This is a genomic window from Streptomyces sp. AK010 (assembly GCF_014207295.1).
Lineage (GTDB): Bacteria > Actinomycetota > Actinomycetes > Streptomycetales > Streptomycetaceae > Streptomyces > Streptomyces massasporeus.
On record NZ_JACHCX010000002.1, the window covers coordinates 54,769 to 73,586 of the forward strand.

The following is an 18,818-nucleotide window of genomic DNA, read 5'->3' on the forward strand; positions in this document are numbered from 1 at the left end:
GCCCCGCCACGGCCGCGCTGACCCGGAGTCCGCCCCGCCACGGCCGCGCTGACCCGGCGTCCGCCCCGCCACGGCCGCGCTGACCCGGCGTCCGCCCCGCCACGGCCGCGCTGACCCGGCGTCCGCTCCGCCACGGCCGCGCTGACCCGGCGTCCGCCCCGCCACGGCCGCGCTGACCCGGCGTCCGCTCCGCCACGGCCGCGCTGACCCGGCGTCCGCCCCGCCACGGCCGCGCTGACCCGGCGTCCAACCCGCCCGCCCGCACTGACCGGCGTCCGCCCCGCCCTCCGGGGTATCCGCGCCCCATGAGACTGACAGCGGCGGTCCTGGACGCCCCGAACGCCCGGGAGCTCGCGCTCTTCTCTCTGCGGCTGCTGCCCGGCTGAGGCGTCTGGCAGGACGAGGACGGCCCCGACCGGGTCCACATCCGGCCGCCCGGCGGCGGCACGGGGCCGGTTTTCCAGACGGAACCCGGCTACCGGCCACCGGTCTGGCCGAGCGAGCCGGACCGGCCGCGGATGACGATGCACCTCGACATCGAGGTCGACGACCAGTGCCGCGGCAGGCAACGTTTGCCCGTCAAGGAGCGGCGTCCGGTGCGTGCTCTCGGCGTGCCGGGTGCATGCCCTCGTACTGGATGTACTTGGGTTTGTGCCCGGTGCGGCGAGAGTGCGTGCCGGGCGTCGCGACGGGGCGAACGTTGCCTGCCGCGGCACTAGGAGCGGGAGACCGTGCGGGCCGTCGCCGCCGGGGCGCGGCTCGCCGGGCACCAGCCGCAGGACGACGTCCGGGTGCTGCTGGATCCGGCAGGGCACCGGTTCTGCCTGTACAGGGAGTCTCAGTAGACGAGCGCCTGCGTCTCGTCCGCCATCGCCTCCTGGACGAAGACCTGCGCGCCGGCGATGCGGACGCCCTTCAGAACGTCCTGCTCCGCGATCTCGCGGCGCGCCGCGCACTGCGTGCACAGGGTGACGCGGCCGCCCGCCAGGAGGGAGTCCAGCAGGTCGGGCAGGGGAGCGGCGTGCGGCAGCTCGAACTCGGCGGCGCGGCCGGGCAGCGCGAACCAGGCGGACTCGCCGGTCAGCCACAGGGAGACGTCGACACCGCTGGCCACGGCCACCGCCGCCACCGTGAACGCCTGAGAGCACCGCTCGGGGGCGTCGGCCCCCGCCGTCACCTTGATCACCAGCTTCTTCGCCATAGCCGGAATCGTAGTGCCGAAGGGGCCCGCGTAAGCTGGCCTCGGCCCTGTGCACCCATTCGCACCCCCGCTCAAGGAGCACCCCGTGGAGATCTTCTTCGAAATCCTGTTGGTCCTGGTCGCCGTCGGCGTCCTCGCCTTCGCCGGACTGACCGTGAAGAAGCTGTACCAGGGCCAGCGCTGACCCACGTCTAGGAAGTTCTCATGATCGAGATCCCGTCCGACCTTCACAAGGACCTCGTCCCGCTCGCCTTCCTGCTCGGCAACTGGGCGGGCGCCGGCGTGCACGACTTCCCCGGCTCCGAGAAGTGCAACTTCGGGCAGGAGGTCACCTTCACCCACGACGGCCGGGACTTCCTGGAGTACCAGTCCCACAGCTGGGTCCTGGACAAGGACGGCAACAAGGTCCGCCCCCTGGAGTCCGAGCACGGCTACTGGCGGATCGACGGCGCCCGCAAGGTCGAGGTGACGATGACCCGCGACGACGGCGTCATCGAGATCTGGTACGGCGAGCTGGCCGACAAGAAGCCGCAGATCGACCTCGTGACGGACGCGGTGGCCCGCACGGCCGCCTCCCAGCCCTACACCGGCGGCAAGCGGCTGTACGGCTACGTCAAGAGCGACCTGATGTGGGTCGGCGAGAAGCAGACCCCCGAGGTCGAGCTGCGCCCCTACATGTCGGCCCACCTGAAGAAGGTCGTCACCCCGGAGGAGGTCGAGCGCTGGGCCAAGGCCCTGCCCGACGACATGCCGGACGACGGCATCGCCTTCTTCAAGTGAGCGCACGCCTTCCTCGACCGGTCACACGCGAGTGGTCCTAGACTCTTGGGTGTGGTGAGCACCGACTGGAAGAGCGATCTGCGGCAGCGCGGCTACCGGCTGACCCCGCAGCGGCAACTCGTGCTCGAAGCCGTGGACACCCTTGAGCACGCGACCCCCGACGACATCCTCGTGGAAGTGAGGAAGACGGCGTCGGGGGTCAACATTTCGACGGTGTACCGGACGCTGGAGCTCCTGGAGGAGCTCGGTCTGGTCAGCCACGCGCATCTGGGGCACGGGGCGCCGACGTACCACCTCGCGGACCGGCACCACCACATCCACCTGGTCTGCCGGGACTGCCAGAACGTGATCGAGGCGGACATCTCGGTGGCCGCCGAGTTCACCGCCAAGCTGCGGCAGACCTTCGGGTTCGACACCGACATGAAGCACTTCGCGATCTTCGGCCGGTGCGAGGACTGCACGCTCAAGGCTTCACATACCGAGTCGTAGGCTTACGGATATGAAGAGCCCCCTGCTGACCCTGCCCGGCGCCGTCCCCGCCGAGGGCGTGGACGAAGGTGTCGCCGCCCACTACGGCGATCTGTTCCGTGAGCAGCGTGCCCTCGCCGACGGCACCGGATTCGTGGACCTCTCGCACCGGGGGGTCGTCGCCGTCACCGGCGAGGACCGGCTCGCCTGGCTGCACCTGCTGCTCACCCAGCACGTCAGCGACCTCCCCGCGGGCCAGGCCACCGAGGCGCTGATCCTCTCCGCGAACGGCCACATCGAGCACGCCCTGTACCTCGTCGACGACGGCGCGACGGTCTGGGCCCATGTGGAGCCGGGCACCCAGGAGGCGCTGATCGCCTACCTGGAGTCGATGAAGTTCTTCTACCAGGTCGAGATCGCCGACCGCACGGCCGACATCGCGGTCGTGCACCTCCCGGCCGGCTCCATCGTCCCGGTCCCCGAAGGCGTCGTCGTACGGGAGACGCCGAACGGCCGGGACCTGTTCCTGCCGCGCGCCGACCTGGAGGCGTACGCGGCGCAGGCCGGGCCGCCCGCCGGGATCCTCGCCTACGAGGCGCTGCGCGTGGAGCAGCACCGGCCCCGGCTCGGTTTCGAGACCGACCACCGCACCATCCCGCACGAGCTGGGCTGGATCGGCTCGGCGGTGCATCTGCAGAAGGGCTGCTACCGGGGGCAGGAGACGGTCGCCCGGGTGCAGAACCTGGGCAAGCCGCCGCGCCGGCTGGTCTTCCTGCACCTCGACGGCAGCGAGGTCCATCTGCCCGTGGCCGGGACGGAGCTCCGGCTCGCGGACGACGGGCCCGACGGCCGCAAGGTCGGCTTCGTCACGACGTCCGCCCGTCACCACGAGCTGGGCCCGGTCGCCCTCGCCCTGGTGAAGCGGAACGTGGCGGTGGACGCCCCGCTGGTGGCCGGCGACACGGCGGCGGCCCAGGAAGTCGTCGTCGAGCCGTAGACCCTCCTGGTGGATCTTCGGTCCGGAGGCTTGTAGATCTTTCGGGTCAGATGTCGATCTGCACGGTGAACGGGCCGTCGTTCGTCAGTGATACGCGCATCGCCGCCCCGAAGCGGCCGGTGGCCACCGTCGCGCCCAGGGAGCGCAACTGCGCGACGACCTCGTCTACGAGGGGTTCGGCCACGTCGCCGGGGGCGGCGGCGTTCCAGGTGGGGCGGCGGCCCTTGCGGGCGTCGCCGTAGAGGGTGAACTGGCTGATCACCAGGAGCGGGGCGTCGATGTCGCTGCACGACTTCTCGTCGTGCAGCATGCGGATCGACCAGAGCTTGCGGGCCAGCTGGGCCGCCTTCTCCTTGGTGTCCTCGTGGGTGACGCCGACGAGGACGCACAGTCCCTCGCCCTCGATCGCGCCCACGGTCTCGCCGTCCACGACGACGCTCGCGCCGTCCACCCTCTGCACCACTGCTCGCATACGTCCATCATGCAGGGCGGTGACATCGGCGCCGCGGCTGGTCGGCGGATGCACCGAAAGGGTGGTTTGCGCGGGCGCCAACAGCCCCTGCACGGACGTACTTTGCTGCTATACCGCCCATCTGGGGTCTATCGGGGGCACTCGTTCCCATAGCGGCCACTCGGGGTGGCACGATGCTTGCACACACCGGTCGAGGGGACGGTTGAGGCACATGAGCACATCAAGCACCGGACAGCAGCAGGCGGCTGTTTGGTCGACGTACACGGGGAGGGGCTCGTCGGAATACCACCGGCCGCCCACACAGCGCACGGACAGCCCGCGGCTGCCCTCGGACGCCTCCGGACCGGAGATGCCCGCGCTGAGCCTGCCCGAGCTGCGCACGCTGCGCCGCGAGGCCCAGCGCGACGAGGCCGACCTCAGCTATCTGCGGCGGCTGCTCCAGGGGCGGATCGACATCCTGCGCGCGGAGGTGGACCGGCGTACGCCGGCGGGCGAGGCCTCCGTCGCGGTGTCCGAGGAGACCTCGGTGGTGGAGCGGCTGGCGGAGATCCTGCTGGACGCCCCGGCGCGGCACCGCTCCTCGGCACGCCATGTCACCCTGGGCACCCCGCAGGGCGAGGAGTTTCGGCGGCTGGCCGCCGAGATGCTCGCCGAGGTGGAACTGTCCGATCTGGGCGCGCGCACGGACCTGGAGCTGAACGCGGCGATGGGGCGGCTCGAGCGTCACGAGCAGCAGGTCTCCCGGCGCCGCCGGCGGCTCCAGCGCACGGCCGACGAGTGCAGCGCGGAGATCGCGCGCCGTTACCGCGAGGGGGAGGCGCAGGTCGAGGACCTGCTGGTCTGAGCCGTCCCGGGGCCGGGACGCGCGGTGGGAGGCCGGCGGTCGGATATTGACGCGACACCGACCGGCCCTCCGCCTAGCGTGAGTTCATGACCCCCATACCCCGCGCCGACGGCGTCGACGTACGCCCGATCGCCGAGTCCGAGTTCGCCGACTGGCTGCGTGCCGTGAACACCGGCTTCCTGCGGGCGGCTCCTCCGACCGACGAGGAGGTCGAGGGGCGGCGCGAACGGTTCGTGGCGGGACGCAATCTCGGAGCCTTCGACCGCGGCAGGTGTGTGGCGACGTTCCGGTCCTTCGACCAGCAGCTCACCGCCGTGGGCGGCGCGAGCGTCCCGGCCGACGCGATCTCGGGGGTCACCGTCACCGCCACCCACCGCCGTCGCGGGCTGCTCAGCCGCATGATGGCGCGGGACCTGGCGGCCGCGAAGGAGCGCGGGGACGTGGCCGCGACGCTGATCGCCGCCGAGTACCCGATCTACGGCCGCTACGGCTTCGGGCCGGCGACCTCGACGGCGGAGTGGACGGTCGACGTGCCGCGCGCCGGCCTCGACGCCCGCCGGGCGGGCCCGGCGGACGGCGGACGGGTCGACCTGGTGGAGGGCGAGGACGTCCGCAAGCTCGGCCCCGAGCTGCACGAGCGGCTGCGCCGCGCTCAGCCCGGCGCCATCGACCGCGACGACATGTGGTGGCGGATGAACACCGGCGCCCTGCCCTGGGACACGACGTGGAAGCCGCCCTTCTACGCCGTGTACCGCTCGGCGTCCGGCGAGGTCGAGGGCATGGCCGTGTACGAGGTGGACGACAACTGGGGTGACGCCAAGCAGCCGTTGAACACGGCGACCGTGCGGTGGCTCATCGGAGTGACACCGGCCGCGGAACGCGCGCTGTGGGAGTACGTCTGCTCCGTCGACTGGGTCGTGAGGGTGAAGAGCGGCTGGCGGGCGCCCGACGACCTGCTCCCGCACTTTCTGCCCGATCCGCGGGCGGCGAGGATCACCTCGCTGGCGGACTGGCTGTGGGTGCGCATCCTGGACGTCGAACGGGCGCTGGAGGCGCGGACGTACGAGGGCACGGGGGCGCTGGTGCTGGAGGTCGCCGGTGTGGACGGGCTGACCGGCGGGCGCTACCGGCTTCAGGCCTCGCCCGAGGGGGCGTCCTGTACGCCGACCACCGAGAGCGCGGAACTCGAGCTGGGGCTGGGCGAGTTGGGGGCACTGTGGCTGGGGGACGAGTCGGCGGTGCGGCTGGCGGCGCTGGGCCGGGTGCGCGAAGAACGAGCGGGCGCCGCCCGGAAGGCCGACGCCCTGCTGCGTACGTCCAGGCGGCCTTGGTGCCCGGACATGTTCTGAGCCGCTCCCTCCTGCCGGTGTGCTGGGACCCGCATCCGTAGCGAGCTGTTCTGTTGTGGTTGTCGTGCGGCCGTGTCGGCCGGGCGGGACTCCCGGCTCCCCTCCGGAAGGGAGTCCCTGGCGGGTGGCCAACCCCCTGAAGGTCTGACCATGTGCCCGAAGTTGGTCACCAACTTCACTGTACTTATCTCCGCTTGGAAGCGGCTCATAACCACCTTTCCCTGAACTGCCCTAAGATGGCGGGAAGTTTTACTGTGCAGTGGTGGACCCGGAACACGACTCCGTCAATGGGCGGAAGAGGTCACAGCGGCCACAGAGAACACATCACGAGGTGGCCGACGAGCTGCGCGCCCGGATCAGGTCAGGGGCACTGCGGCCGGGTGCGCGCATGCCCACCCAGGCCCAGCTGGCCCACGAGTTCGGTGTCGAGCGCGGGGCGGTGCGGCAGGCGCTGCGCATCCTGCAGTCCGAGCGGCTGCTCACCAACGTCTCCAAGGGCAGTCCGGCGACCGTCGCCCCCGACCCCGTCGGGCCGCTGACCGGCCCGGAGGCTCCTCCGCTGCCCACGACGGTGGCCCTGGCTCCCCGGATAGCGACGGCGTTCGGCGCGGAGCACGTCGAGATCGACGCCGTGTGCCTGACGTCCATCTCCCTCACGCTCGCCATCGGTGAGCCGCTGCGCCAGATCCATGCCGGACGGCTGAAACCGGCCAAGGTCGACGTCCGGGTGCTGCTGCCCAGCCGGGACATCGACCTGGCCTTCCCGGTGCCGGTCGAGGGGGGCGGCGACGACTGGGTGCACGAGCGGTGGCTGGCGATGCGCAACGCCCAGGGGCAGGTCCTCCAGCACAACCTGCTGGCCCTGCGCGCCACCCACGGCATCGACGTGCACGTCACGTTCCGGGCGCTGCCCTTCACCCCGCCGGTGAAGCTGTACCTGCTCAACGGCACGGAGGCGCTGTTCGCGTACTACACGCTGACGCGCCGGGAGGCCGAGGCCGATCACGAACAGCCGGCGTTGTACGACGCCCAGGGCACCCGGTCCATGCTGTTCTCCTTCGAGCAGGGCGCCGGGCTGCGCGACACGACGTTCGTGGAGCAGTCGCACCTGTGGTTCAACGCACTGTGGGAGACGATCAGTTCGGAGCTGGTGCTCACGAGCTGACGTCTCCCACGGGTCGTTCCGGGGCGGTGCGGTCTTTCATCGGGCGGGCCCCGTCATCAGCAGCGCGAGCACGACCGCTCCCGCGGAGCTGACGGCCGGGCTCTTGGCCTTGACGCCCACGGTGAGAAGGATCAGACCGACGAGGCCGGCCGGACCGTACTTCCACTGGACGAGCTGTTCGAAGGCGACGACGAAGGCGGCGGAGAGGAGAGCGAGGGCGGGCATCGGTGTTCCCCCTTCGGAAGTCCGGAAGCAAAACTTCCGCCAACTCCAAGAAGTTGGCAACCAACTCTGATTAAGTTGTCCCCACTTGGCCCCTAGTCATAAACAACTTTCAAACAACTCCCGCCAGATGGATCAGAGTTGTAGCGTTTGGTCGTGACCCAGGAGAGCGTGGCGGAGAACGTGGCAGTGAACGGCAGCAGAAGGTCCTCGCCCCAGGAGATCGCCGACATCCTGCGGCAACGCATCCGAGCCGGTGAGCTCAAGCCGGGGGACCGCCTGCCCACCCAGGCCGAACTGGCGGAGGAGTTCGGCGTGGAGCGCGGCGCCGTCCGCCAGGCCCTGCGCGTCCTCCAGGAGGACGGCCTCCTCACCAACGTCAGCAAGGGCAGCCCACCGCGGATCGCGGCCCCGGAGCCGGTCCGGGGGGAGCCCCAGCCGACGATGGTGGGGCTGGCCCCCCGTATGACGGAGGCGTTCTCGACGCCGCACGTGCGCGTCGACGTGGTCTGCCACACCGCGGAGACGCTGATGATCGCCATCGGCGAGCCGCTGCGCCTGATCCACGAGGGCCGGATCCACCCCGAGTCGATCGCCGTCCGCATCCTGGTCCCCTCCCGGGACATCGAGCTGGCCTTCCCGGTCCCGGTCGAGGCCCACGGCGACGACAACCCGGTCCACCAGCGCTGGCTCGCGATGCGCAACGCCCAGGGGCAGGTCCTCCAGCACAACCTGAAGGCGCTGCGCTCGACGCACGGCATCGACGTCCACGTCACGTTCCGCGCGCTGCCGTTCACCCCGCCGGTGAAGCTGTACCTCCTCAACGAGGAGGAGGCCCTGATCGGCTACTACATGCTGACCAGGCGTGCGGAGGAGTGGGGCAGCCAGACCCTGGACATGTACGACGTCCTCGGCTCCCAGTCGCTCCTCTTCTCCTTCGTGAAGCGGACGGGCCGCCGGGACGCGGCGTTCGTGGAGGAATCCCAGAAGTGGTTCAACGCCCTCTGGGAAACCATCACGTCGGACCTGACACTCTCCTAGTGACTTCTGATACGAAGCAGACTGGTGCGGTGCACATCACGACCGAGAACGATCCGAACCGACTCCGCGATCGGATCGGACGGGCCCGTGTCGTGCTGTGGGACTTCGACGGGCCCATCTGCCGCCTGTTCGCCGGGCACTCGGCGGAGCGGGTGGCGGGCGACCTGGTGTCCTGGCTGGAGGGCCGCGGTCTGCACGGCCTGCTCACGGAGACCGAGCGCGAGTCGCTCGACCCGCACGTGGTCCTGCGCGCCGTGGACCGTCGGCACCCCGGCAGCGACCTCGTCGCCGAGCTGGAGGAGCGCCTCACCCAGGAGGAGCTGCGGGCCGCGACCTCGGCGATGCCGACCCCGTACGCCGATCCGCTGATCCGCACCTGGACCGCGGTGGGATCCCGCCTGGCGATCACCACGAACAACTCGCCGCGGGTGGTCCGCACGTACCTCGCGGGACGCGGCCTCGCCGACTGCTTCGCCCCCCACGTCTACGGCCGCACCCAGGAACTCCGGCACCTGAAGCCGGACCCGCACTGCCTGAACCGGGCGCTGCGGGCGATGGGGGCGGCGCCGGGGGAGGCCCTCATGATCGGCGACACTCCCTCCGACCACGAGGCGGCGGGCCGGGCGGGAGTGCCGTTCCTGGGCTACGCGCGTAACGAACGCAAGGCCAAGATCCTGAGGGACGCCGGGGCGGACACGGTCCTGGTCTCCCTGGAACCGCTCTTGCACCTGCTGCGCGCGTAAGCGAACCGCCGGGAGCAACTGACTCATCTGGACACCGCCTTCTGCCGGTCCTCGGGGTCGGACAACTGGCCGGGATACTTGCCTGGTTGTCTGCTTGAATCAGGCATGCCCGGTCAACTTGATCCCTTAACCGGCAAGTTGCAGGCCGTCCTGCCTGAGGGCGACTTGTTTGCTTGTCGGCCCGCAGCGGTACGTACGTCGTGTGACTGCCAGACGGAGTAGTGACGGCAAGGAGTTCCGGCGCGTGGCCGAGGAGCTGCGGACCCGGATGGCCGACGGGACGTACGGTCTGGGTGTCACGCTGCCCTCGCAACGGGTCCTCGCAGCGGAGTTCGGTGTGTCCAGGGACACGGTGCAGCGGGTCGTCCAGGAACTCGGCAACGAGGGCTGGATCGAGAACCGGCAGGGCGCCAAGGCCCTGGTCATCAAGAATCAGCGCATCCAGTCCGAAACGGCCCGGGCCACCCGCTCCCGGCGGCCGATGACCCTGGGACCCCTCATCAGCGAGGCGTTCGAGCAGCCCGAAGTCACCCTGGACGTCTACACGTTGACCTCCGAGTCGCTGGACGTCCACATCCGCCTGCAGGCCGAGCGGATCCGCGCCGGCGTCATCGCACCCCAGCGGATCGCCCTGCGCATGCTCCTGCCCTCCGAGTCGCTGGAGCTGCCCTACCCCCGGGCCCTGAAGGAGGAGGACGCCCCCCGCCTGCGGGACCGCTTCCGGACCATCACCCAGCGCAGCACCGAGTCCCTGCGCCAGGTGCTGCGGGGCCTGGAGGCGGAGAAGCTGGTCCCGTCCGTGGAGCTGGAGATCCGGCACGCCCCCCTCACCCCGACCTTCAAGCTGTACGTGATCAACGGGAGCGAGGTGCTGCACGGCCTGTACAACGTCGTCGAGAGGCCGCTGGTCCTCGACGACGGGTACCGGGTGCGGGCACTGGACGTCCTGGGCCTCGGCGCCACGCTGACCCATCACGTGCGGGGCGGCGACCCGGAGTCGGCCGGCAGCATCTTCGTGGACACCATGCGCACGTGGTACGACTCCGTCTGGACGTGGCTGTCGGAGCTGCCGGAGTGACGGAAACGCGCTGCGGAGGCGGGAGGAGACGCCTGGTGGCCGGGTGTAGCATTCCGGCACCGCGCAAGGATTGAGTCGTTCACGCGCCCCGCTCGTATGGGACGAGGCCAACCGGCCGTCATCGAACGCGTTCACGCAGTCTCATGCTGATGGGTGGCATTCACCCGTAATGGCTCACTCTGCCATGCGCGGCGTCGGCCGCGAACCTACCGTTTGCCATACCCTCCTCCCTTCTCGTCCTTCCGGAGCGGCCAGTGGGCGCACCTCCTCGTCCCCGTCCTCTTCTCGGGGAGCGCGCCTCGCACGACGCCACCTACCGGGCCTTCGTGAAACTCGCCGCCGAGCTGGGGCAGGAGACCAGCGGCCACCACAACCGGAACTACGTCCTTCCGCTGACCCCGGGCATGGCCCGGATGATCGGCGGTGAGGCGGGAACCTCCGTGACCGTCCGGGTCCGGCGTCCGGACGCGCTGCCCGTGGTCATCAGGACCTGGCAGAACGAGGCCGACATCCTCGCCGCCGTGCGGGGCGTCCTGCCGCACGCGCCGCGATGTCTGCTCAAGCGGGACGATTTCGCGATCCACAGCTTCGTCGAGGGCGTGCCCCTTTCCAGCGTCTGCGACAACGGCAAACCGGTCGACACCCTGCTCATCAAGGCACTGGCGGGGCTGCTCGCCCGCATGGCCCAGGTGCGGCGTGGCGCGCTGCCCGCCCTGCCGGCCGTCTGGCCCCGCAACGACACGGACAGCCAGGGCTTCCTGCGGACCCTGGTGCACCTGGCGGACCAGCAGGTCAGACGGCCCAACCGCGAGAGGTTCGGCGGGCTGTTCGCGGCGCTGGGCATTCCGGAGGACGCGCTCGCCGGGCTGGCCGGACGGGTGCCCGCGATGGCCCGGCGGCCCTACAGCCTGCTCCACGCCGACCTGCACCGCGACAACGTGATCGTGTCGTACGCGGGCGATCCGCCCCTCATCTGTGTCGACTGGGAGCTCGCCACCTACGGCGACCCGTTGCATGACCTCGCGACCCACCTCGTCCGTATGCGGTACCCGGCCGACCAGTGGGCCGAGGTGGTCGACTCCTGGGGCGAGGCCATGCAGGAGGTCCGTCCGGCCGCCGTCAACGGACTCGCCAGGGATCTGCGGCACTACCTGGCGTTCGAGCGGGCGCAGTCGGTTTTCCCGGACGTGATGCGGGCCGCCCGGTCCCTCGAGGAATCGTTCACGCAGACGAGCCTGGACGAGGCGACGGCCGAGGTACGCAGGGCCCTGGAGGCGGCGGCGGAACCGCTGCGGCTCACCAGGGTGCCGCGCGAGGGCGAGATCCGGCGGGCCCTGTTCCGGTGGCTGGTGTCGCGGATGAACGGGGACATCAGCGGCCGGGCGTGGATCGCGAAGGCGTTCGAGTGGCGGCCCGACCGGCGTGTTCCGGAGCGCCCCGACTTCCCGCCCGCCGCCGTGCGGGAGGCCCTGCTTGCGGAGGGGGCCGCTCCCGCGGGGAGGGTCTTCAAGGGGACCGCCCACCTGAACACGGTGGTGACGGTGCCGGGCGTCGACCCGCCCGTGGTCGTCCGGCGGAAGCTGCCCGAGGTGTGCCGGCGCGAGCGTGGCTTCCTCAGCGAGCACGCCGTGCTGCGGGCGATCGAGGAGTCGTCCGTCCGGGTGGCGGCGCCGCGGGTGCTGGCTCTGGGCGAGACCTACCAGGGCGACACCATCGCCCTCCACACCTACGTCGGGCCGCGGGACGTCGACCGGCCCCCCAGCCACCCCGTCCACGGCCTGCTGCCGCACGAGGCGGACGGTCTGGTGGACCAGCTGTGCGCGCTGACACACGTCAGGTACCGGCAGGTCGACCCGACCGCCGGCGAGGGCGCCTTCCACCGCTGGCTGCGGGACCAGCTGGTCGCCCTGGTACGGGACCTGCCGAAGGAGTCCCAGCAGCTGGCCCGGCACCTCGGGCTGCCCGACGCGGACCGGCTGCAGCTGATCCTGTCCCGGCACGAGGTGAGCCACCGGGAGCCCGCCCTCCTGCACGGTGACCTGAACCCGTGGAACCTCGTACGCCGCGACGACCGGCTGGCGCTGACCATCATCGACTGGGAGATGGCCGTCGTCGGCGACCCCCTCTACGACCTCGTACGGCACATGCACCTCACCCCCACCCGGCCGGAGATCAGGGACCGGATGTTCCGTCGCTGGGAGCGCCTGCTGCCCGCCGAGTACACCCGCGACTGGCGCAAGGACTGGCGGATGTACCGCGGGCTGGAGATCGTGCGGTCCGCCTATGTGGACCTGGACCGCATCGTGACCGGCGCGGGCCTGGACGCTCCGAACGTCCGGCGGGCGGTGGACTCCTACGCGGTGACGCTGGCCGTCGCCACGGGCTCGCTCGGCCTCCCGGTGCGCTCCACGGCCAACCCCTACCTCGCCCGCGCCCTGGCCTGACCCCGCCCCTGCGTAGGCTCCCCCTCATGAGCGACCCCGGCCTGCGTGAGCGCAAGAAGCGGCGGATGTACGAGACCGTGTCGGACATCGCCGTGCGGCTCTTCATGGAGAAGGGGTTCGACGCGGTGTCCGTCGCGGAGGTGGCGGCGGCGGCCGAGATCTCGAAGCCGACGTTGTTCCGGTACTTCCCGGCCAAGGAGGACCTGGTGCTGTACCGGATCGCCGATCACGAGGGGGAGGCCGCCCGGGTGGTGGCGGGGGCCGAGGGGCCGGCCGTGGAGGCGCTGCGGCGGCATTTCGTGGCGGGGCTGGAGCGGGGGGACCCGGTGACCGGGCTCAGCGACCATCCCGACGTGCTCGCCTTTCACGCCCTGCTCTACGGGACGCCCTCCCTGGTCGCCCGGGCGCACACGCACCAGGAGCGGTCGGAGGCCGCGCTGGCCGAGGTGCTCGGGGGTGATCTGGACGCGCGGCTGGCGGCCGGGCAGATCATGGCCGTGCTGCGGGTGCTCGCGCTGGAGAACTGGCGGCGGATCGCGGCGGGGGAGCGGGTGGCGGACGTGCGGCCGGACGCGGTCGCGGCGGCGCGGCGGGCGTTCGGGTGGCTCGCGGCCGGGCTGCCGCCCCGCCTTCGGGGCGAGACTCGGTAAATTATTTAACTCGGTTACGTTTTCGCGTACGCTCGGGGGAATGACCTCGACCGAGCCTGCCCTCCAGTACGTCCTCGACCGGGAACGCGCCCACCACGAGCGCTGCCGGACCGCCCTCGCCGCGATGGTCGAGGGCGCCGGTGAACAGATCGTCATCGGGGAGGACGTGTCCGCGTCCGGGGCCGATGCCGAAGTCCTCGGATACCAGCTGCGCAGCCGGGCGAAGGCGCTGCGGGAGCTGCCCGAGGGGCCGTTGTTCTTCGGGGCGTTGGAAGGCGGGGACGGCACGCTGCACATCGGGCGGCTGCGGATCTCCGAGCACCCGGCCGAACCGCCCCTGGTCGTCGACTGGCGTGCGCCCGTCTCACGCGCCTTCTACCAGGCGTCGGCCCGGGACCCGCAGGGCGTGGCGGTGCGCAGGCGGTTCGGGTGGGCGCCCGGCAGCCGGGGCGACTCCGGGGATCTCACCGGACTGGAGGACGAGCACCTGGAGCAGGGGGAGTCGCGCGACAGCGAGATCGTCGCCCGGGAGATCGAGCGGCCCCGGGTCGGGCCCATGCGGGACATCGCCGCGACGATCCAGCCCGAGCAGGACGACCTCGTCCGGGGGGATCTGGCGCTGTCGGTGTGCGTGCAGGGCGCGCCGGGCACCGGCAAGACCGCCGTCGGGCTGCACCGGGCCGCGTATCTGCTCTACACGCACCCGCAGCGCATCCGGCGCGGCGGCCTGCTGATCCTCGGGCCCAACCGCACCTTCCTGTCGTACATCGCCGAGGTGCTGCCGGCCCTCGGCGAGGCCGGGGTGCGGCAGTCGACCCTGGGTGAGGAGATCGCGCGCTGCCCGGTCCGCGGCGTCGACGACGAGCCGGCCGCCGTCGTGAAGCACGACGCCCGGATGGCCGAGGTGCTGCGACGGGCGCTGTACGCGCGCGTGCGCGCCGAGGGGAACGGCGCGGAGATCGCCCTGCCGGACGGGGCCTACCGGTGGCGGGTGCCGGCGGGGGAGCTCGCCCGGATCGTGGCCGAGGTGCGGGAGGAGGAACCGCCCTACGGGGTCGGGCGGGAGCGGGTGCGGGCGCGGATCGTGCGGTCTCTGCGCGAACAGGTCGAGCGGCGGGCCGGGCCGCCGCCGAACGCCTGGGTGCGGCGGGCCGAGCGGGCGCGGCCGGTGTCGGCGTACGTCGATGCCGTGTGGCCGCGGGTACGGCCGGAGGAGGTCGTGGCCGAACTGCTCGGCGAAGAGGAGGCGTTGGCGAGGGCCGCCGAGGGGCTGCTCGACGCCGGTGAGCAGCGGGCGCTGCTGTGGGAGCGGCCGCCCCGGTCGTGGAAGTCGGCGCGCTGGTCGGCCGCCGATCTGGTGCTGCTCGACGAGGTGGCCGGGCTCATCGGGCATCCGGAGGGGTACGGGCACGTCGTCGTCGACGAGGCGCAGGACCTGTCCCCGATGGAGTGCCGGGCGATCGCCCGCCGGGCCCGCTTCGGTTCGCTGACGGTGCTGGGCGATCTGGCGCAGGGCACGACGCCGTGGGCGGCGCGGTCCTGGCGGACGGTCCTCGCGCACCTGGGGAAACCGGACGCGGCCGAGGTCGCCCTGACCACCGGGTTCCGGGTGCCGCAGGCCGTCGTCGGGCTCGCCAACCGGCTGCTGGAGCGTCTCGACGTGGACGTGCCGCCGGCCCGTTCGCTGCGCGGGGACGGGGAGTTGCGGATGCGGGAGACGACCGTCGACGGCGTGCCCGGGGCGGTCGTGGCGGCCGTACGGGACGCGCTGGGGCGGGAGGGCTCGGTGGGGATCGTCGCGGCGGACGCGGACGTCCCCCGGGTGCGGGCGGCCCTGGACGTGGCCGGCATCGGGGCGGCGGGCCCGGACGAACTCGGCGCGCGGGTCGCCCTGGTGCCGGCGAGCGTGGTCAAGGGCCTGGAGTACGACCATGTCGTGGTTGTCGAACCGGCGGCGATCGCCGAGGCGGAGGAACGGGGGCTGCACCGGCTGTACGTGGTGCTGACCCGGGCGGTGTCGCGGCTGGAGGTGGTGCGGGGGAGGGAACTGCCGTTCTAGGAGTGTCCTGAAGATCTTGGAATTTCGCCCGGCTTGCACCGGTCCGTGGCGATTGACATTCACCGGCAATCCGGGGCGATCCCGGCGGCCGGAGCAAGATCTTCATCCGTCTTCCAGGGGGCTTCTTCGGCGGCTAGGGTCCCATGGCATGGCTGACGTCGACGCGGTCACGGAGATCCCCACGACCACCCTGGCCGACCTGCTGGGCCGCGAGCAGGTCATGGACATCGGGATCCGCCCGCTGTGGGAACCGGTGCCGCGGGTGGCCGGACCGGCCTTCACCGTACGGTGCCCGCCCGGCGACAATCTGATGCTGCACGCCGCGATCCACCGGGCCGGCCCCGGCTCGGTCGTCGTCGTGGAGTCGGGCGACCTGGACTACGCCCTGGCCGGCGGCAACGTCTGCGCCGTCGCCCGGCGCCGTGGCATCACCGCGTTCGTCGCCGACGGGCTGATCCGCGACCTCGCCGAGGTCCGGGACATGCGCTTCCCGGTGTTCGCACGCGGTGTCATCCCCATCCCGGGCGCCAAGTCGGCCGCCACACCGCTGAACGAGCGGGTGCGCTGCGGCGGGGTCGCCGTCGACGCGGGCGACACGGTCGTCGCCGACGAGGAGGGTGTCGTGGTCGTGCCCGGGGCCCGCCGCGAGGAAGTGCTGGCGGCGGCCCGGGCCGAACTGGCGAAGGAGGCCGCCCAGTGTCTGGACGACTGGGAATCGGCGCACCGCACCCGTATCGCCGGGATCCTCGCGGACCAGGGATACGCGGAGGACTGACCGACCGCGGTCTCGGCCTGCCGGTCGCTAGGTCGCGGCGAAGGCGACCGACCGGTCTCGGCCTGCCGGTCGCTAGGTCGCGGCGAAGGCGACCGACCGGTCTCGGCCTGCCGGTCGCTAGGCCGCGGCGAAGGGCCCTCCGTCGGTGAAGGCCAGTTCGTGGAAGCGGTCGCCGATGTGGCGGTGGGTGGCCGCGTCCGGGTGGATGTGGTCGGGCAGGGGGTGGGCCGCGGCGTCCTTCGCGCCGTAGAGGTCGAGGCCGTCGAGGTAGTGCAGGTTCGGGTCGTCGGCGGCGCGCTGCTCGACGATGCGGGCCAGTTCCTCGCGGATGACGGTGAGCGTGAGCTTGCCGGCGGCCGTCTGCGCCGGGTCGCCCATGGCGGCGAAGACCATCCGGCCCTTGCTCATCTCGTCCCGGTCGGGGGCGGTGGGCCCGGGCGTGTCCTCGTGGATGGCGCAGTGGATGGGGGAGACGAGCAGCAGCGGGGTGTCCGGGTGCCCGTCGCGGATCGTGTCGAGGAAGCCGTGCACGGCGGGGCCGAAGGTGCGCAGGTGCATCGCGTCCTGGTTGACGAGGTTGATGCCCGTCTTGACGCTGATCAGGTCGGCCGGGGTGTCCCGCATGGCGCGCGCGGTGAACGGGTCGAGCATCGCGCTGCCGCCGAAGCCGAGGTTGACCAGCTCCGCCCCGCCCCGCAGTGCGGCGATCGCGGGCCAGATGGCCGTGGGGCTCGCGGCGTCCGAGCCGTGGCTGATCGAGCTGCCGTGGTGCAGCCACACCCTGCGGCCCCGGTCCGGGGCGGGCGCGACGGGAGCGTCCGTGCGCAGGGCGACCAGCTCGGTGGTCTCGTTGTGCGGCAGCCAGATCTCGACGTCCTTGTCCCGCGCGGGCAGGCCCGTGAAACGGACCGTGCCGACCGGGCCGGGCGTGACCTCGCCCTCCCAGGTGGCGAGGTCGACGGTGAGGACGTTGCCGTCGGTCCCGGCGGCCTGGCCGGCCGGGACGCCGTCGACGAGGAGGTCGTACAGCCCGTCCGGGCGCGGCGGGAAGCCGGTGTACTCGCGCTTGGTGCGCAGGGTGTCCAGCTCGATGGCGGTCGCGGCGGTGCGCAGCGCCAGGCGCACGCCCGAGGGCTGGGCCTCGGCCATCGACAGCTGCGGGCTGCTGTTCTGCGCGCGGGCCCGGGCGGGCAGCCGGTGGGGGAGCAGGCCGTGCTCGGTGCGCTCCAGGTCGAGGGCGCCGCGCAGCAGGTCCGCCGTGAGGGGCGTGGTGATCCAGTCGTGCTCGGTGTGCATGGGTGTCAGCCTCGGGGGTCGGTAGGGGCCGCGGGCCAGTTCCGCAGCAGCGTGTCGAGGGCGTCGAGGATCCGGGCCCAGGTCTCCTCGGTGTCCGGGGCGCTGTGGCTGAAACCGCCGCCGAGCTCCAGGCTGACGTAGCCGTGGAAGACGCTGCCGAGCAGCCGGACCGCGTGGGTCTGGTCCGGTTCCGTCAGGTCGTAGCCGCGCAGCAGCGCCCGGGTCATCTGCGCGTGCCGGACCCCGGCGCTCGCGGCCGCCGTCTGCGGGTCGAGCCGCAGTTGGGCCGCGGCGTAGCGGCCCGGGTGTTCCCGGGCGTAGTCGCGGTACACGTTCGCGAGGGCGGACAGGGCGTCCTTGCCGGCGCGTCCGGCCAGGGCCTCGGCGGCCCGGTCGGCGAGTTCCGCGAGGGCGAGCAGGGCGATCCTCGTCTTCAGGTCCTGTGAGTTCCGCACGTGCGAATACAGGCTCGCGACCTTGACGTCGAACCGCCGGGCCAGTGCCGAGACGGTGACCTGCTCGAAGCCGACCTCGTCGGCGAGCTCGGCACCGGCCTCGGTCAGACGCTCGGGCGTCAGTCCTGCGCGTGCCATGAGGGTTCTCCCTTCCACCTGAAGAGAGTGTGCCCCTGCCTAAAGCCTTTAGGCAAATGTCTGTGACCTTTTGTAGCCGCGGCGAGTCTTCCCCTAGGGCTTGAGGACGGAGATCACCGTCATGAAGACGTAGGCGGACAGCGACACGACCGGCCCGAACAGCACGTCCCCGGCGTCCGGCAGCGGTCCGCCCGCGGCGACGGCCGTGACCGCGGAGTTCACGCCGGGGCGCAGGGCGAGGACCGTGGCGGTGGTGGTGGCGAGGGTCAGCCAGAACCTCGTGTACACCCACCGGCACCTGGCCAGGCCCCACTTCGTGCCCAGCGACAGCAGCAGTCCGCTGAGAAGCGTGAGGAAGGCGACGGGGAGCAGGAGCCAGTCGGCGACGAGCTTCATATCCGGGACGGAGACCTCCACGGTCGCGGGGGATCCGGTGGTGGCCGCGGTGATCCCGAGCGCGAGCAGCCCGAGCGAGAGCCCGAGCCAGGAGGCGGAGACGGTGACGTGCACGACGAGAGCGGCGCGACGGGCGGAGCGACCGAGCCTCCGGGGCGGGCCAGGAGTCGGACCAGGACTCGGGGTCCGGGTCGGTGTCGGTGTCGGGTCGGGTGTGGGCTGCTGCTTCTGTTTTGGCTGCGGCT

Annotated in this window: 18 protein-coding genes and 2 pseudogenes; 14 read left to right on the plus strand and 6 right to left on the minus strand. The window is 71.8% G+C overall.

From position 1 onward, the window contains the following. Window positions 1–734 precede the first annotated feature (734 nt). A pseudogene (locus tag HDC93_RS03450) lies at window positions 735–845 on the plus strand (VOC family protein); the annotation flags it as partial. Here the strand turns inward: HDC93_RS03450 and HDC93_RS03455 are convergent. Continuing rightward, the gene (locus HDC93_RS03455; protein ID WP_185007071.1) at window positions 839–1,201 is read right to left on the minus strand and encodes a DsrE family protein; all 363 of its coding nucleotides are present in this window, start codon (window positions 1,199–1,201) and stop codon (window positions 839–841) included. The pseudogene HDC93_RS03450 and the gene HDC93_RS03455 overlap by 7 nt on opposite strands. A 204-nt stretch (window positions 1,202–1,405) precedes the next feature. Here HDC93_RS03455 and HDC93_RS03460 point away from each other — a divergent pair, with 204 nt between their 5' ends. From HDC93_RS03460 to HDC93_RS03470, 3 genes are read left to right on the plus strand one after another with little or no spacing between them, the layout of a single operon-like run. After that, entirely contained in the window at window positions 1,406–1,981 is a 576-nt protein-coding gene (locus tag HDC93_RS03460; protein ID WP_097217442.1) for an FABP family protein, read from the plus strand. Between the two features lie 51 nt (window positions 1,982–2,032). Continuing rightward, window positions 2,033–2,470, plus strand: a complete 438-nt coding sequence (locus HDC93_RS03465; protein ID WP_185007073.1) for a Fur family transcriptional regulator — start codon at window positions 2,033–2,035, stop codon at window positions 2,468–2,470. A 10-nt stretch (window positions 2,471–2,480) separates the two neighbouring features. Then, complete coding sequence (locus tag HDC93_RS03470; RefSeq protein WP_185007075.1) at window positions 2,481–3,446, plus strand: folate-binding protein YgfZ; 966 nt, start codon at window positions 2,481–2,483, stop codon at window positions 3,444–3,446. A gap of 46 nt (window positions 3,447–3,492) precedes the next feature. Here the strand turns inward: HDC93_RS03470 and dtd are convergent, their stop codons facing one another. Beyond that, a complete protein-coding gene (dtd, locus tag HDC93_RS03475; protein WP_185007077.1) occupies window positions 3,493–3,918 on the minus strand; it encodes a D-aminoacyl-tRNA deacylase in 426 nt (141 codons plus the stop codon). Between the two features lie 211 nt (window positions 3,919–4,129). On the opposite strand from dtd, the gene HDC93_RS03480 reads away from it, so the two are divergent. From HDC93_RS03480 to HDC93_RS03490, 3 genes are all read left to right on the plus strand, one after another. Further along, window positions 4,130–4,762, plus strand: a complete 633-nt coding sequence (locus tag HDC93_RS03480) for an aerial mycelium formation protein (RefSeq protein ID WP_185007079.1) — start codon at window positions 4,130–4,132, stop codon at window positions 4,760–4,762. A gap of 86 nt (window positions 4,763–4,848) precedes the next feature. Beyond that, window positions 4,849–6,111 (plus strand): GNAT family N-acetyltransferase, encoded by a 1,263-nt coding sequence (locus HDC93_RS03485; protein WP_185007081.1) that lies wholly within the window; start codon window positions 4,849–4,851, stop codon window positions 6,109–6,111. Window positions 6,112–6,373: 262 nt separating this feature from the next. Then, window positions 6,374–7,276 carry a FadR/GntR family transcriptional regulator gene (locus HDC93_RS03490; protein WP_185007083.1) on the plus strand — a complete coding sequence of 301 codons (903 nt, stop codon included), beginning with the start codon at window positions 6,374–6,376 and terminating at the stop codon, window positions 7,274–7,276. Between the two features lie 36 nt (window positions 7,277–7,312). On the opposite strand, the gene HDC93_RS03495 is transcribed toward HDC93_RS03490, so the two are convergent. Beyond that, a complete protein-coding gene (locus HDC93_RS03495) occupies window positions 7,313–7,501 on the minus strand; it encodes a hypothetical protein (RefSeq protein WP_030849031.1) in 189 nt (62 codons plus the stop codon). A 147-nt stretch (window positions 7,502–7,648) separates the two neighbouring features. Here HDC93_RS03495 and HDC93_RS03500 point away from each other — a divergent pair, with 147 nt between their 5' ends. The 7 genes from HDC93_RS03500 to HDC93_RS03530 all read left to right on the plus strand — a co-directional run bounded on the left by HDC93_RS03500 (window position 7,649) and on the right by HDC93_RS03530 (window position 16,288). Then, complete coding sequence (locus tag HDC93_RS03500) at window positions 7,649–8,539, plus strand: FadR/GntR family transcriptional regulator (RefSeq protein WP_185007085.1); 891 nt, start codon at window positions 7,649–7,651, stop codon at window positions 8,537–8,539. Between the two features lie 29 nt (window positions 8,540–8,568). Then, window positions 8,569–9,282, plus strand: a complete 714-nt coding sequence (locus HDC93_RS03505; protein ID WP_311774481.1) for an HAD family hydrolase — start codon at window positions 8,569–8,571, stop codon at window positions 9,280–9,282. 202 nt (window positions 9,283–9,484) lie between these two features. Beyond that, window positions 9,485–10,360 (plus strand): GntR family transcriptional regulator, encoded by an 876-nt coding sequence (locus HDC93_RS03510; protein WP_185007089.1) that lies wholly within the window; start codon window positions 9,485–9,487, stop codon window positions 10,358–10,360. Window positions 10,361–10,614: 254 nt separating this feature from the next. After that, entirely contained in the window at window positions 10,615–12,804 is a 2,190-nt protein-coding gene (locus tag HDC93_RS03515; protein ID WP_185007091.1) for a phosphotransferase family protein, read from the plus strand. A 26-nt stretch (window positions 12,805–12,830) separates the two neighbouring features. Next, window positions 12,831–13,454, plus strand: coding sequence for a TetR family transcriptional regulator (locus HDC93_RS03520; RefSeq protein ID WP_185007093.1), 624 nt, complete (start codon window positions 12,831–12,833; stop codon window positions 13,452–13,454). A gap of 40 nt (window positions 13,455–13,494) precedes the next feature. Continuing rightward, window positions 13,495–15,513 (plus strand): AAA family ATPase, encoded by a 2,019-nt coding sequence (locus tag HDC93_RS03525; protein ID WP_185007095.1) that lies wholly within the window; start codon window positions 13,495–13,497, stop codon window positions 15,511–15,513. Between the two features lie 148 nt (window positions 15,514–15,661). After that, window positions 15,662–16,288: an RraA family protein gene (locus HDC93_RS03530; protein ID WP_185007097.1), complete on the plus strand. Its 627-nt coding sequence runs from the start codon at window positions 15,662–15,664 to the stop codon at window positions 16,286–16,288. A 117-nt stretch (window positions 16,289–16,405) separates the two neighbouring features. On the opposite strand, the gene HDC93_RS03535 is transcribed toward HDC93_RS03530, so the two are convergent. From HDC93_RS03535 to HDC93_RS03545, 3 genes and pseudogenes are all read right to left on the minus strand, one after another. Next, complete coding sequence (locus HDC93_RS03535) at window positions 16,406–17,584, minus strand: GDSL-type esterase/lipase family protein (RefSeq protein ID WP_185007099.1); 1,179 nt, start codon at window positions 17,582–17,584, stop codon at window positions 16,406–16,408. Window positions 17,585–17,589: 5 nt separating this feature from the next. Beyond that, window positions 17,590–18,177 (minus strand): TetR/AcrR family transcriptional regulator, encoded by a 588-nt coding sequence (locus HDC93_RS03540; protein ID WP_185007101.1) that lies wholly within the window; start codon window positions 18,175–18,177, stop codon window positions 17,590–17,592. Window positions 18,178–18,273: 96 nt separating this feature from the next. Next, window positions 18,274–18,687 (minus strand): annotated as a pseudogene (locus tag HDC93_RS03545) (DUF2269 domain-containing protein); the annotation flags it as partial. Window positions 18,688–18,818 lie beyond the last annotated feature (131 nt).